This is a genomic window from Pedobacter sp. MR2016-24, assembly GCF_026239655.1.
Classification (GTDB): domain Bacteria; phylum Bacteroidota; class Bacteroidia; order Sphingobacteriales; family Sphingobacteriaceae; genus Pedobacter.
Genome location: NZ_JAPIVO010000008.1, coordinates 34,754 through 49,511 on the forward strand (window position 1 = coordinate 34,754; position 14,758 = coordinate 49,511).

Annotated in this window: 13 protein-coding genes and 1 tRNA gene; 10 read left to right on the top strand and 4 right to left on the bottom strand. The window is 40.9% G+C overall.

Going from position 1 to position 14,758, the window contains the following annotated elements:
* Positions 1-4 precede the first annotated feature (4 nt).
* From OQX62_RS21000 to OQX62_RS21015, 4 genes are all read right to left on the bottom strand, one after another.
* Entirely contained in the window at positions 5-574 is a 570-nt protein-coding gene (locus OQX62_RS21000) for an adenylate kinase (protein WP_265833621.1), read from the bottom strand.
* Positions 575-639: 65 nt separating this feature from the next.
* Positions 640-713: transfer RNA gene (locus OQX62_RS21005), tRNA-Arg, on the bottom strand.
* Positions 714-811: 98 nt separating this feature from the next.
* Positions 812-1,276, bottom strand: a complete 465-nt coding sequence (locus tag OQX62_RS21010) for a redoxin domain-containing protein (RefSeq protein WP_265833622.1) — start codon at positions 1,274-1,276, stop codon at positions 812-814.
* 19 nt (positions 1,277-1,295) lie between these two features.
* The gene (locus OQX62_RS21015; RefSeq protein WP_265833623.1) at positions 1,296-2,207 is read right to left on the bottom strand and encodes an SDR family oxidoreductase; all 912 of its coding nucleotides are present in this window, start codon (positions 2,205-2,207) and stop codon (positions 1,296-1,298) included.
* Positions 2,208-2,357: 150 nt separating this feature from the next.
* On the opposite strand from OQX62_RS21015, the gene atpD reads away from it, so the two are divergent.
* The 10 genes from atpD (at position 2,358) to OQX62_RS21065 (ending at position 14,758) form a co-directional block, all read left to right on the top strand.
* Complete coding sequence (gene atpD / locus OQX62_RS21020) at positions 2,358-3,863, top strand: F0F1 ATP synthase subunit beta (protein WP_265833624.1); 1,506 nt, start codon at positions 2,358-2,360, stop codon at positions 3,861-3,863.
* A 22-nt stretch (positions 3,864-3,885) separates the two neighbouring features.
* Positions 3,886-4,131, top strand: coding sequence for an ATP synthase F1 subunit epsilon (gene atpC / locus OQX62_RS21025; protein WP_265833625.1), 246 nt, complete (start codon positions 3,886-3,888; stop codon positions 4,129-4,131).
* Between the two features lie 546 nt (positions 4,132-4,677).
* Entirely contained in the window at positions 4,678-5,568 is an 891-nt protein-coding gene (locus OQX62_RS21030) for a branched-chain amino acid transaminase (RefSeq protein WP_265833626.1), read from the top strand.
* 20 nt (positions 5,569-5,588) lie between these two features.
* On the top strand, positions 5,589-7,286 hold the full coding sequence (gene ilvD, locus OQX62_RS21035) for a dihydroxy-acid dehydratase (protein ID WP_265833627.1): 1,698 nt from the start codon (positions 5,589-5,591) through the stop codon (positions 7,284-7,286).
* A gap of 30 nt (positions 7,287-7,316) precedes the next feature.
* A complete protein-coding gene (gene ilvB, locus OQX62_RS21040; RefSeq protein ID WP_265833628.1) occupies positions 7,317-9,056 on the top strand; it encodes a biosynthetic-type acetolactate synthase large subunit in 1,740 nt (579 codons plus the stop codon).
* Positions 9,057-9,065: 9 nt separating this feature from the next.
* Entirely contained in the window at positions 9,066-9,686 is a 621-nt protein-coding gene (gene ilvN, locus OQX62_RS21045; protein WP_265833629.1) for an acetolactate synthase small subunit, read from the top strand.
* A gap of 70 nt (positions 9,687-9,756) precedes the next feature.
* Positions 9,757-11,238 carry a ketol-acid reductoisomerase gene (gene ilvC, locus OQX62_RS21050; protein ID WP_265833630.1) on the top strand — a complete coding sequence of 494 codons (1,482 nt, stop codon included), beginning with the start codon at positions 9,757-9,759 and terminating at the stop codon, positions 11,236-11,238.
* A 54-nt stretch (positions 11,239-11,292) separates the two neighbouring features.
* Complete coding sequence (gene leuC, locus OQX62_RS21055; RefSeq protein WP_265833631.1) at positions 11,293-12,699, top strand: 3-isopropylmalate dehydratase large subunit; 1,407 nt, start codon at positions 11,293-11,295, stop codon at positions 12,697-12,699.
* A gap of 11 nt (positions 12,700-12,710) precedes the next feature.
* On the top strand, positions 12,711-13,295 hold the full coding sequence (gene leuD / locus OQX62_RS21060; RefSeq protein ID WP_265833632.1) for a 3-isopropylmalate dehydratase small subunit: 585 nt from the start codon (positions 12,711-12,713) through the stop codon (positions 13,293-13,295).
* The gene (locus tag OQX62_RS21065) at positions 13,295-14,758 is read left to right on the top strand and encodes an ATP-binding cassette domain-containing protein (protein ID WP_265833633.1); all 1,464 of its coding nucleotides are present in this window, start codon (positions 13,295-13,297) and stop codon (positions 14,756-14,758) included. The genes leuD and OQX62_RS21065 overlap by 1 nt, the downstream gene beginning before the upstream one ends.

The window sequence follows — 14,758 nt, forward strand, 5'->3', positions numbered from 1 at the left end:
TAAATTAATATTTATCGACAACGGCACATAATTCTGTAAAGATGTCATCGATTTTACCAATACCATTTACTTTACTTAATTTATGCTGCGCCTCGTAATATGGCAAGACATGTATTGTCTTGCTAAAATACTCTTCAATACGTTTCTGCAATTTGTCCGCCTGATCATCAACCCTGTTGGTTAATTTCTGACGTTCAGCAATGCGCTTCGTTAATTCTTCCTGATCCACATCCAGTGCAATTACACCAGCAAGTGCACTTCCTTTACTTTCAAGGAACTCATCTAATGCTGCTGCCTGAGGAACTGTCCTAGGAAAGCCATCAAAAATAAATCCTTTGGCTTCCGGATTTTTATCCACTTCTTCTTCCAGCATGGCAATCGTGATTGCATCAGGTACCAATTGTCCGTCTGCTATAAGCGCGCTTACCTTTTGTCCTAATGAAGTCTGATTGCTGATATGTTCCCGAAACAGGTCGCCAGTAGAAATGTGTATCAATTGATAGCGATCAATCAATTTTTGAGATTGGGTGCCTTTACCTGCACCCGGTGGGCCAAAGAGAACAAAATTTAGCATTTGGGTTGTCTTTTAAATTTCAAAAGCCTTCCCGCCACAGGCAGCAAGGCTTTCTCAGTTGATTGTGCACTTGTAGGGATTCGAACCCCAAACCTTCTCATCCGTAGTGAGATGCTCTATCCAATTGAGCTACAAATGCATTTCCCTTTGTTTCGGGATTGCAAAGGTAACGCTTGAAATTGAAATTCAAAACTTTTTTGAAGATCTTTTTTCAAGCATTACTGAATCGCCTGAGTTCTAGCCCTCTATTATTTTTTTAATTGCATCAAAATCAGGAAGATCACCTGCCGACTCTAATACTTCAGCATAAACAATTTTTCCTTCTTCATTTATCACAAAAGCTGATCTTTTAGACACACCTTTCAGATTAAAGGCGAATTCTTCGTAAAAAGCATCGTATGCCTGAGACATTTCTTTGTTAAAATCTGATAACAACGGGAACTGATAAAACTGATCTTCTTTAAATTTAGCCAACGTAAAAGGAGAATCTACAGAAATCCCCAATACTGCTGCATCCATTCCCTCGTAAAAGCCAAAACTATCCCTCATGGTACATAACTGTGTTGTGCAAACACCTGTAAATGCCATAGGGAAAAATTGCAGCACTAATTTCTTTCCTCTATAATCACTTAAACTTACTTCTTTCAGTTCTGAGCTGTACAATTTAAAATCTGGAGCCTGATCGCCTGCTTTTAATGCCATGTTGATATAATTGATTTGTTTATAATTTAATCGCTTTTAATTGCTCATCCAGCAATTGTAATCCTTCTTCAAAACTATGTGGATTATAACCAAGTTCTGTCATCGCTTTATCCAAAATGAAACCTGTTCGTACCGGTCTCTTTGCCGTCTGGTTTAATGAAGCCGAGCTGATCTCTGTAATGGGGCTTTTATCCAGTCCCCAGAAATCGGCTACCCTATACACCAGTTCTACAATACGCATCATATCTTTCCCCGAAGCATTATATACGCCATAGGCATTTTTCTCTACGGCGAGCAGACAGCAATCTGCCAGATCTTCTGCCAGGGTGGGTGTGCGCCACTGATCGTCTACCACATTAATTGGTTCCCCTTTCTCCAATGCATTTTTTGCCCATAATACAATATTGCTCCTGCTCAGGTCGCGCACTATACCATAGACTATAATGGTGCGCAGAATAGCCCACCTGCAGGTAGAATTCCTGATAATCTCTTCGGCCAGCAGTTTGGTTTTACCATAATAACTTAGCGGATTAGGCGCAGCAAGTTCATCATATGGTCCGTTTGCGCCGTCAAAGATAAAGTCGGTCGACAGATGCACGAGTTGTATATTATATACTTCACAGATATCAACAAGTGTTTTTACCGCCTCCACATTTAATTGATAAGCCAGTTCCTGTTCTGCTTCACAGGTATCAACATTTGTTAATGCGGCAGTATGAATAATCGCGTCAGGTTTATATAATCCTACCACCGCTTTTACATTTTCGGCGTCAAGAATATCCATTTCTGCGTAGATATACCCATCATGTTCTGGAAAACGATTCACTCCCCGCGAAGTGGCCACTAATTTAAACTGTTTACCAACAAGGAACTGAGAGGTGATTTTTTGTCCTAAAAGGCCATTACTGCCCGTTACCAATATCGTTTTCATACCAGCTAAATTATTGATAAAAAAACTGTGGAAAAACTTTTTATTTATATATAAAAAATATATTGAAAAATCTTAGCTTTGCAAACCGAATTGAAGCCCTGAAAAGAGCCTTTAACAATTTGATATTTATAATTTTACCAAAAACAATATATGCCTAACATTGGAAAAATAGCGCAGATTATAGGACCAGTAGTTGACGTGAGTTTTGCTGACAATGCTCAATTACCTGAAATTTTCTCTGCATTAGAGATTGAAAAAGAAAACGGACAGAAGATCGTTTTAGAAGTTCAACAACATCTTGGCGAAGACCGCGTACGTACAATTGCAATGGACTCGACTGATGGTCTTGTTCGTGGAATGAACGTTTTAAGCACTGGTTCTCCTATTAAAATGCCTGTTGGTGATCAAATTAAAGGTCGTTTATTCAATGTTATAGGTGAAGCGATTGATGGTATTAACCAGGTTGATAAAACTGGTGGTAAATCTATCCACAATGCTCCTCCGCGTTTTGATGAACTATCTACTGAATCTGAAGTACTTTACACAGGTATCAAAGTAATTGACTTATTAGAGCCTTATGTAAAAGGTGGTAAAATTGGTCTTTTCGGTGGTGCGGGTGTTGGTAAAACTGTATTGATTATGGAATTGGTAAACAACATCGCGAAAGCATATGATGGTTTATCAGTATTCGCTGGTGTGGGTGAGCGTACTCGTGAAGGTAATGACCTTTTACGTGAGTTTATCGAATCTGGTGTAATCAACTATGGTGAAGAATTCCTTCATTCAATGGAAAAAGGTGGATGGGACTTAAGTAAAGTTGACACCGATAAATTAAAAGAATCTAAAGCAACATTGGTATTCGGACAAATGAACGAGCCTCCTGGTGCACGTGCACGTGTTGCCTTATCAGGACTTACAGTTGCTGAATATTTCCGTGATGGTGATGGCGAAGGCGCAGGAAAGGATATCCTTTTCTTTGTTGACAACATTTTCCGTTTCACACAAGCTGGTTCTGAAGTATCAGCACTTTTAGGCCGTATGCCTTCTGCAGTAGGTTATCAACCAACTCTGGCAACAGAGATGGGATTAATGCAGGAGCGTATTACTTCAACTAAACGTGGTTCAATTACATCTGTACAGGCGGTATACGTTCCTGCAGATGATGAGACTGACCCGGCTCCGGCAACTACATTTGCCCACCTGGATGCAACTACTTTATTATCCCGTAAAATTGCTGAGCTAGGTATCTATCCTGCTGTAGATCCATTAAGTTCTACTTCACGTATCCTTTCTCCTGCTATTTTAGGTGACGAACACTATAACACGGCTCAACGTGTTAAAGAAATTCTTCAGCGTTATAAAGAGTTACAGGATATCATCGCCATCTTAGGTATGGATGAGTTATCTGAGGAAGATAAATTAGTTGTTCACCGTGCACGTCGTGTTCAGCGTTTCTTATCTCAGCCTTTCCACGTAGCTGAGCAGTTCACTGGATTAAAAGGTGTATTGGTTGACATCAAAGAAACTATCAAAGCATTTAATATGATTATGGATGGTGAAGTTGATGAGTACCCTGAAGCTGCATTTAACCTGGTAGGTAGCATTGAAGATGCAGTTGAAAAAGGAAAGAAACTATTAGCTGAAGCAAACGCTTAATACAGCGTATATACTCACATATATGACATTAGAAATATTAACACCAGATAAAAAAGTCTTTGAAGGCGAAGTAACTGCGGTTACGGTACCAGGTACTATGGGATCTTTCCAGATATTGAAAGACCATGCGCCTATCATTTCAACTTTAGAAGATGGACCGGTAATTATTAAAAGCAAAACCACCGACGAAGAAACCTTCATTATTAAAGGTGGTGTTGTCGAAGTTTTAAAAAACAAGATCATTGTTTTAGCCGAGGGGGTTGCTTAATATTTTATCATCATTTAGGAAGAAGGCTGGCTCGTGAGAGTTCAGCCTTTTTTTATGCCCCGGGATGTGCCCAAATTTGCAAAGGACAGCTGCTCAATAAATCAAATCCCAATAGCATTTTCCGGTTTTTAAGCAGAAATATGCTATATTTACAATGCAAGCATAACATCTATACCGAATACCGATATCATATTCGGTATAGTGATCGCCACTTTTAGGTACGCACAATGCATACAAATAAGAATAATAAAAGGTAAATATCATTATTTACGGAATAATATTTTTTTTCATTTATTTTCATTCTGCTATTGACAGTGTGTGAAGCATAAACTAAATTGGATTTATATAAAGCAAACAAAAAAGACAAATCATGAATACCTCAGTTACAGCCAAAATTAATGTCATTATTAACCTGTTCCTTCTGCTGATTCTTCAGGAGAACAAGGCGCTGTAAATGAATATTTAACTCACAATATATCTGAAGCGCCTCCCAAAAGAGGCGCTTTTTTTAAATGACCACACACACCAAACCGAAACCCAGCCAAAATGCAATACTACGATTCAAACACATTTCTTTATCTAAACGGGAAGTTTAGTAAAGCAGCTGATGCCAAAACAGATTTATACGGGCAGTCATTACATTACGGTTATGCCGTGTTTGAAGGAATAAGAGCGTATAATACGCATAATGGCACACGGGTTTTTAAAGCTAAGGAACACTATGAAAGGTTAAAGCGCTCAGCAGAATTAATGCACATCCCTTTCCCTTACAATATCAATGAGCTGATCAAACAGACCTATAAATTACTGGAGAAAAATAATTTAAAAGATGCGTATATCCGCCCGTTGGTTTTTTGCCCGCCACATATGTCATTGGTCGCAGCAACCGAAGCATCTATATTAATCTGTGCGTGGGACTGGGGCACTTACCTTGGCAGCAGCTTACAAAAAGTGTGTATCTCTAGTTACCAGCGACCAAATCCGAAATCTACACATGTAGAAGCGAAAGCAAGCGGACATTATGTGAATTCTATCTTAGCAACCACAGAGGCCAAGAGCAAAGGTTATGATGAAGCAATCTTACTGGATATGCATAACAACATTGCTGAAGCATCAGGAGCGAATGTATTCATGGAGAAAGGTGGAAAACTGTACACTCCCCCACTGGGAAATATCTTACCTGGAATAACCCGGGCAACAATCATTAAATTATGTAAAACCCTGGATATTGAATGTATTGAAAAACACTTGTCGGTCGACGACCTGAAAAGTGCAGACAGTGCATTCTTATGTGGCACAGCGGCAGAAATTGCAGGCATTGCATCTGTTGACGAGGTTAGCTTTCCGGCGGTATGGACAGAAACTTTAGGTGCAACTTTGCAGCGTACTTATAAAGCATTGGTATTGGAAAAACAAAACTACGAAGTAATCATATAATAAAATAAGCGTACAACAAAATGTCAGAATCACCAGAAATAAACCGTTACAGTAAAACATTTACACAAGATCCTACTCAACCGGGTGCACAAGCCATGTTATATGGTATTGGACTTACAACCGAAGATATGTCCAAAGCACAAGTCGGTATTGCGAGCATGGGTTATGATGGAAACACCTGTAATATGCACTTGAACGATCTTGCAAAAATCGTTAAAGACGGGGTATGGAAAAATGATATGGTAGGCCTGACTTTTGGTACTATCGGTGTAAGTGATGGAATGTCTAACGGAACTGATGGCATGCGTTATTCCTTGGTTTCCAGAGATGTAATTGCAGACTCTATCGAAACTATTTGCGGCGGACAATATTACGATGGCCTGATCACTATTCCGGGCTGTGATAAAAACATGCCGGGATCTATCATGGCAATGGGCAGACTGGACAGACCCTCAATTATGGTTTACGGTGGCAGTATCCATTCAGGAAAATATAAAGGAAAATCATTAAATATAGTATCTGCTTTTGAAGCCTTAGGTGAAAAACTTGCGGGCAACCTGTCTGAAGAAGATTACCAGGGAATCATTCGCCATACCTGCCCGGGTGCTGGTGCATGTGGCGGTATGTATACGGCCAATACAATGGCTTCTGCCATTGAAGCGTTAGGAATGAGCTTGCCTTACAGCTCTTCTTATCCTGCATTAAGCGAAGAAAAGAAAGAGGAATGCCTGTCAGCTGGTAAAGCCATCCGGGTACTGTTAGAAAAAAACATCCTCCCTTCACATATCATGACTGAAAAAGCATTCCACAATGCAATCGTTACGGTAATGGTGTTAGGAGGCTCAACCAATGCGGTGCTGCACTTAATTGCAATGGCTAAATCGGTTGGGTTGAATTTAAAATTAGAAGATTTCCAAAGGATCAGTGACAACACTCCTGTATTGGCCGACTTAAAGCCAAGTGGTCAGTACCTGATGGAAGATGTTCATGATATTGGTGGTGTTCCTGCCATCTTAAAATACCTGTTGAAAGTAGGGCTGGTTCACGGTGATTGTTTAACGGTTACCGGTAGTACACTGGCAGAAAATGTTGCTGATGCAGCAGATCTTAATTTCGACACACAAAAGGTCATCTTTCCGGTTGAACAGGCTTTGAAACCTACAGGTCACCTTCAGATGTTATATGGTAACCTGGCCGAGAAAGGTGCTGTTGCCAAAATCTCCGGTAAAGAAGGAGAAAGATTTGAAGGTCCGGCACGTGTATTTGAAGGCGAACAAAAGCTGATTTCAGGTATCCAAAGCGGTAAAGTACAAAAAGGAGATGTAGTAGTGATTATCCAGGTGGGACCAAAAGGTGCGCCGGGAATGCCGGAAATGCTAAAACCTACCTCCGCAATCATAGGAGCCGGATTAGGAAAGTCAGTAGCCCTCATCACAGATGGCCGCTTCTCTGGTGGTACACACGGATTTGTTGTAGGACACATTACACCAGAAGCATGGGATGGTGGAAATATTGGCCTGGTAAAAGACAATGACCTGATTACCATTGACGCGGTGAACAATACACTGCACCTGAACATCTCTGATGAAGAGCTTGCAGCACGCCGGGCGGCATGGATACAGTTACCACCACCCGTCAAAAGTGGTGTGCTCTACAAGTATTCTAAATTAGTAAGTAATGCAAGTGAAGGTTGTGTAACTGATGCCTACACAGATTAATTAACCAAGGACCAAATTAAAACGAATAAAATGGAAATAGCACAAGAGGAAGCAACCACCTTAACCGAACCTAAAAAGACAACAAGGGTTTCGGGTTCTGTTGCACTGCTGGAAGGATTAATTGCCGAAGGAACAGAAACCATTTTTGGTTATCCGGGCGGCGCCATCATGCCTATTTATGATGCGATCTATGATTATAAAGAAAAGTTAAACCATATATTAGTCAGACATGAGCAGGGTGCTTCACATGCTGCACAAGGTTTTGCCCGTACTTCCGGCAAAGTGGGTGTGGTATTCGCGACAAGCGGCCCGGGTGCAACCAACCTGATTACAGGTCTTGCAGATGCACAGATAGACAGTACTCCTCTTGTTTGTATCACCGGGCAGGTTTTTGCACACCTCTTAGGTACAGATGCTTTCCAGGAAACAGATGTAATCAACATCAGTGCACCGGTAACCAAATGGAATTACCAGGTAACGGATGCAACAGAAATCCCTGTGGTATTAGCCAAGGCTTTTTACATAGCCCGCAGTGGCAGACCGGGACCTGTTTTGATTGACATCACTAAAAATGCACAGATACAGTTGTTTGATTATGAAGGATATACCCCTTGTAACCACATCCGTAGCTACCGACCAAAACCTATCGTTAGAAACGAATATATTGAGCAGGCGGCTGCTTTAATCAATAGTGCGAAAAAGCCTTTCATCCTTTTTGGACAAGGTGTATTATTGGGTAGTGCTGAGCAGGAGTTTAAAGATTTTGTTGAAAAAAGCGGTATTCCGGCGGCATGGACCATTCTTGGTGCAGGCGCTATTCCCAGCGACCATCCTTTGAATGTTGGAATGCTGGGTATGCATGGTAACTATGGACCAAATGTACAAACGAATGCCTGTGATGTATTAATCGCTATCGGTATGCGCTTCGATGACCGGGTGACCGGGCGTTTGGATAAATATGCGAAACAAGCTAAGGTTGTTCACCTGGATATAGACCCGGCTGAGATTGACAAAAACGTAAAAGCTGATGTACCGGTTTGGGGAGATTGCAAAGAAACACTCCCTTTACTTACCAGCCTGATTACGGAAAAAACGCATGATGCATGGTTAGCTGAATTCAAGGCATTTGAAAAAATTGAGCAGGAAGAACTGATTCAGAAAGAATTAAATCCCCAGACCGGAGATTTAACGATGGGCGAAGTAATCAACCAGTTAAATATCCTGACCAAAGGTGAGGCTGTTATTGTAAGCGACGTTGGTCAGCATCAAATGGTTGCCTGCAGATATGGCCAACTGAATACTACCCGCTTAAGTGTAACCAGTGGTGGATTAGGAACCATGGGATTTGGCCTGCCGGCAGCGATAGGTGCTAAATATGGGGCACCGAACCGTACGGTCATTGCAGTTATCGGCGATGGTGGATTTCAGATGACCTTACAGGAAATGGGTACGATTATGCAGTTCGGTGTGGATGTAAAGATCCTTATTCTGAACAATCAGTTCTTAGGGATGGTACGCCAGTGGATGGAGCTTTTTAACGAAAAACGCTATTCATTTGTAGACATCACCAGTCCTGATTTTGTGAAGGTTGCCGAAGCTTATTATATAGCTGGTAAAAAAGTAACTGAACGTCAAAACCTGGTGAGTGGTTTAGAAGAGATGCTGAACCATCCCGGATCATTCCTTTTAGAGGTAATGGTAGCTAAAGAACATAATGTATTCCCTATGGTTCCTCAGGGCTGTAGTGTAAGTGAAATCAGACTTAAATAATTAAAGACCATGAGCAGTTCCCAGGATATAGAATTAGCAAATGCTAAACAGGAATTTACCATTACGGTATATACAGAAAATCAGATTGGTATACTTAACCGTATTGCCATAATATTTTCCAGAAGAAAGATCAACATTGAAAGTCTGAACGTCTCCCCTTCTGAAATTGAACATATTCACCGTTTCAACATTCTGATCACAGAAACTGATGAGGTAGTACGCAAACTGGCCAGACAGATCGAAAAGCAGGTTGAAGTACTGAAAGTATATTATAATACCAACGAGGATATCATCTGGCAGGAAATGGCGCTTTATAAACTGCCTACAGAAGTTGTTGCTGAAAAAGTACTGGTGGAGCGTTTGTTACGTGAAAACGGTGCAAGAGCAGTAGTGATCCGTAAAGATTATACTGTATTTGAAGCTACAGGTCACCGCCAGGAAACTGATAAACTGATCGAAGTACTGCAGCCTTACGGACTGATAGAATTTGTGCGCAGTGCAAGGGTAGCCATTATCAAAGACAGTGAAGGTTTCAACAGTAAGCTGAGAGAATTTGAGCGACTGGAGCCTGGACAGGAAGTGATAGAGAATGAATTCCTGGACAAAGAAAAAAATGTATTTACGATGTAGTCCCCGGAGATCACATCATCACCAGATAATAGAATAAACCGAACCTTAATAATCAAAAAAAATAAAAACGATGTCAAATTATTTTAACACACTACCTCTTAGAGAAAAACTGAACCAATTAGGCGTATGCGATTTCATGGACAGTGCTGAATTTCTGGATGGTGTAGACGCACTAAAAGGAAAAAAACTAGTCATTGTAGGATGCGGTGCACAAGGCCTGAACCAAGGTTTAAATTTAAGAGATAGTGGTTTAAATATTGCCTACACTTTACGTAAAGAAGCTATAGAAGGCAAAAGAGATTCATGGAAAAATGCTACAGAGAATAATTTTACTGTAGGTACTTATGAAGAATTAATCCCTGAAGCTGATGTAGTGATTAACCTAACACCTGATAAACAGCATACCGCTGTAGTGAATGCAATCATGCCTTTAATGAAACAAGGTGCTACTTTATTATACTCACACGGTTTTAACATTGTGGAAGAAGGCATGCAGATCCGTAAAGATATTACGGTGATCATGGTAGCACCTAAATGTCCCGGCAGTGAGGTAAGAGCAGAATATGTAAGAGGTTTTGGTGTACCTACGCTGATTGCAGTACATCCCGAAAACGATCCTGAAGGAAAAGGTTTAGTGCAGGCTAAAGCTTACTGTGTAGGTACAGGTGGTCACAGAGCTGGTGTTTTGAAATCATCTTTTGTAGCTGAAGTAAAATCTGATTTGATGGGTGAGCAAACTATCCTTTGCGGTCTGTTGCAAACCGGTTCTATCCTGTCATTCGATAAAATGGTGGAAAAAGGAATTGATGCTGGTTATGCTTCTAAACTTGTTCAATACGGTGTAGAAGTAATCACCGAAGCTCTAAAACAAGGTGGTATTACAGCAATGATGGACAGATTGAGCAATGTGGCAAAGATCAAAGCATTCGAGATTTCAGAGGAACTGAAAACTATCATGCGCCCATTATTCCAGAAACACCAGGACGATATCATGAGCGGCGAATTTAGTCGCACGATGATGGAAGACTGGGCAGCAGGCGATAAAAACTTATTGGCATGGCGCGCGGCAACTGGCGAAACTGCTTTTGAAAAAACACCTGCAGGAAACGTGAAAATCGGCGAGCAGGAATATTTCGATAACGCATTATTAATGGTTGCATTTATCAGAGCTGGTGTTGAGCTTGCCTTTGAAACGATGGTAGAGGCAGGAATCAAACCTGAGTCGGCCTACTACGAGTCTCTACACGAAACTCCACTCATCGCAAATACCATTGCACGTAAAAAATTATTCGAAATGAACAGGGTAATTTCTGATACTGCAGAGTACGGCTGTTACTTATTTGATCATGCTTGTAAGCCACTGCTGGCAGATTTCATGACCAGGGTAGATACTGATCTGATCGGTAAAAACTTTAACGAAGATAAAGACGGTTCTGTAGACAACAGAGCATTGATTTCAGTAAATGAAGTGATTCGTTCTCATGAAGTTGAAGTTATCGGAGCAGAGCTAAGAAAAGCAATGACTGCAATGAAATCAATAAAAACTGCATAAAAAATAAAAACCTCTCAGGCAATTACCTGAGAGGTTTACAAAAAAACTAAAAAGATGTCACAAACATTAGTAGAGAAGATATGGGATGCACACGTGGTAAAAAGCGAAGCAGGATTTCCTGATATTTTATACATTGATACGCATTTAATCCACGAGGTAACCTCACCACAAGCTTTCGATGGCTTACGTAAAAGAGGATTACCCGTTTTCCGTCCAAAACAAACAGTGGCTACGGCCGACCATAATGTACCTACCATTAACCAGCTGCAGCCGATAAAGGAAGAGCTTTCACGCTACCAGGTGGATATGCTGACTAAAAACTGTGCGGAATTTGGTATCGAACTGTATGGTTTAGGTCACCCTTTTCAGGGTATTGTACACGTAATTGGTCCCGAACTGGGCATTACCTTACCAGGAAAAACTATGGTTTGCGGCGATAGCCACACCTCTACGCATGGTGCTTTTGGCGCTATTGCCTTTGGCATTGGTACATCGCAGGTGGAACAGGTGTTTGCAACGCAATGTCTCTTGCAGCAAAGACCAAAAACCATGAAAATTGAAGTGAATGGTAAATTAGGGAAAGGCGTTACTGCTAAAGACATCATTTTATATATCATTTCTAAAATATCTGCTGCCGGTGGTACAGGTTATTTTATTGAATATGCAGGTTCGGCAATTGAAGCTTTGAGTATGGAAGCGAGAATGACGATTTGCAACATGAGTATAGAAATGGGTGCCAGAGGCGGATTAATCGCGCCTGACCAAACTACTTTTGACTATATCAAAGGCAGAGAGTTTGCCCCTGCAGGTGCAGAATGGGATAAAGCACTGGCTTACTGGAAAACATTGTATAGTGATGCTGATGCTAAATTTGACAGCGTTTTAACTTTTGAAGCGGAAGATATTGCACCAATGATTACCTATGGTACAAATCCGGGTATGGGAATGGGCATAAAAGAAAATATCCCTTCAACCAGCGATCAACCAGATAAAGAGCAATTGTCTTATCAAAAGGCACTGGATTATATGGGCTTCGATGATAATTCATCACTTATCGGTAAACCGGTTGATTATGTATTTATTGGCAGCTGCACCAATTCCCGGATCGAGGATTTGCGTGAAGTAGCTGAATTTGTAAAGGATAAACAGAAAGCAGAAAACGTTACAGTATGGATTGTTCCGGGATCAAAGCAAGTGGAACAACAAGCGATCAACGAAGGTCTTGATAAAATATTCGAGCGCGCCGGATTTCAGTTACGTGAACCAGGATGCAGTGCATGTCTGGGAATGAACGAAGATAAAATTCCGGCCGGAAAATATTGTATTTCCACTTCAAACAGAAATTTTGAAGGCAGGCAGGGTCCTGATTCAAGAACACTGCTGGTAAGTCCATTAACTGCTGCTGCTGCCGCAATTACAGGAAAAATTACCGATGTGAGAGAAATGTTGGCAGAAGCTTAATAGAAAAGGAAATGAAAAAATTCGAAAGACTGATATCAGGCCTGGTGCCTTTAAATATAGAAAATATTGATACTGACCAGATCATTCCGGCGAGGTTTTTAAAAGCAACAACCCGTGAAGGATTTGGCGAGAATTTATTCCGCGACTGGCGTTATAATGGCGATAATACATTGAAAGCTGATTTTGTACTCAACAACCCTACTTACAGCGGGCAGGTTTTAGTCGCAGGAAAAAACTTCGGCTGCGGAAGTAGTCGTGAGCATGCGGCATGGGCTATCCAGGACGCTGGTTTTGACGTGGTCATCAGCAGCTTTTTTGCGGATATTTTCAAAGGTAACGCCTTAAACAATGGTTTACTGCCTATCCAGGTTAGCGAGGCATTCCTTGCGGCCATATTTGCTGCTGTTGGTAAAAATCACAAGGCACAGCTCGATGTGGATCTGGAAAATCAGACTGTTACTATCGCTGATACTGGTGAAAAAACTGATTTTGAGATTAACAGTTATAAAAAAACTTGTCTGATTAATGGTTATGATGATATAGATTTTATCCTTGACCAGAAGCATTTAATTGAAGAATTCGAACAAGCAAAATAATGTCAAATCCCGTCGTCCATATTACTAACATTAATCTGAAGTATCACCATAAACCGGTGTTACAGGATTTGAGCTGGACAATAAAGCGCAATGAAAACTGGTTACTGCGCGGTGCCAGCGGGAGTGGAAAAACAACATTAGCAAAGGCAATTGCCGGGTTAACCAAAGTTCAGGGAACTATTGAAGTAAATTTTGATCCAAAAAGTGAATTGCCTGCTGTTGCTTTATATGTAGCCAACTGGTATCAGTTCAAAGACCTGGAAGGTCAGTCTAACTTTTACTATCAGCAACGCTATAATAAACAGGCAACAGAAACCACAGCAACCGTAAGAGCGGAGTTAGAAGGTTACGGTGTCAAACATCGGCTTCAGTTCAGCGAAGCTGAAAGATTAGTCGATGCATTAGGTTTCTCAGACTTACTCCACTCTACATTGATACAGCTATCCAGCGGGGAGCATAAAAAACTACAGTTGGTGCGGGCATTGTGGTTCAGACCTCAGTTACTCATCATCGATCAGCCCTATAACGGATTAGATAAACTTTCCCGTCAGCATTTAAATCACTTACTGGAGGAGATTTCTGCAAATGGAACACAGCTGATCCTGATCAGCAATGAGACAGAATTGCCTTCTTCAATTCAACATTTTGCCGAGATTAAAAACGGACAGATCAGTGAAATGTCAAATGCAGATTACCATCATGTGGCAGACGAACACAATGGCATCGCTGTTCCTGAATTTTTAAATCAAGCTCCTCTTTCTTCTGCTGACAGCATCATTAAAATGATAGATGTCAACATTCGTTATGACGAGAAGCAGGTATTAAAAAATATCAGCTGGGAAGTTAAAGCTGGAGAAAAGTGGCTTTTACAAGGCCACAATGGCTCCGGAAAATCGACTTTACTCAGTCTGATTACGGGCGATCATCCACAGGCCTATGCGAATAATTTTTACCTGTTTGGTAATAAAAGAGGGAGCGGTGAAAGTATTTGGGATATTAAAAAGCGTATTGGATTAATCTCACCAGAACTGCACTGGTATTTCGATCCTGCTGCGACGGTAAGGCAAAGTATCATCTCTGGCTTTTTTGATAGCTCCGGATTATTCCGTGAGGCAAATTACACGCAAAAAACACAGGCAGATGAGCTGATCAGCTATTTCGGATTGACAGAATATCAGGATAGCCTGATGAACCAGTTACCACTTGGCAAACAACGGCTTGCACTACTGGCACGTACAATTATAAAAAATCCCGAATTATTAATACTGGACGAACCCTGCCAGGGATTGGATCAGCATCAGACACAATATTTTAACAAACTGGTAGATGAATTATGTAAAAATGGAACAACATTGATTTACGTGGGCCACTTTGAATCACAGCTACCAGCTTGTATAGAGAAAAGAATTTTATTAGAAAACGGAACAGTAAAATCCGTAGAAACTATATTAGAAAGCGTTTAA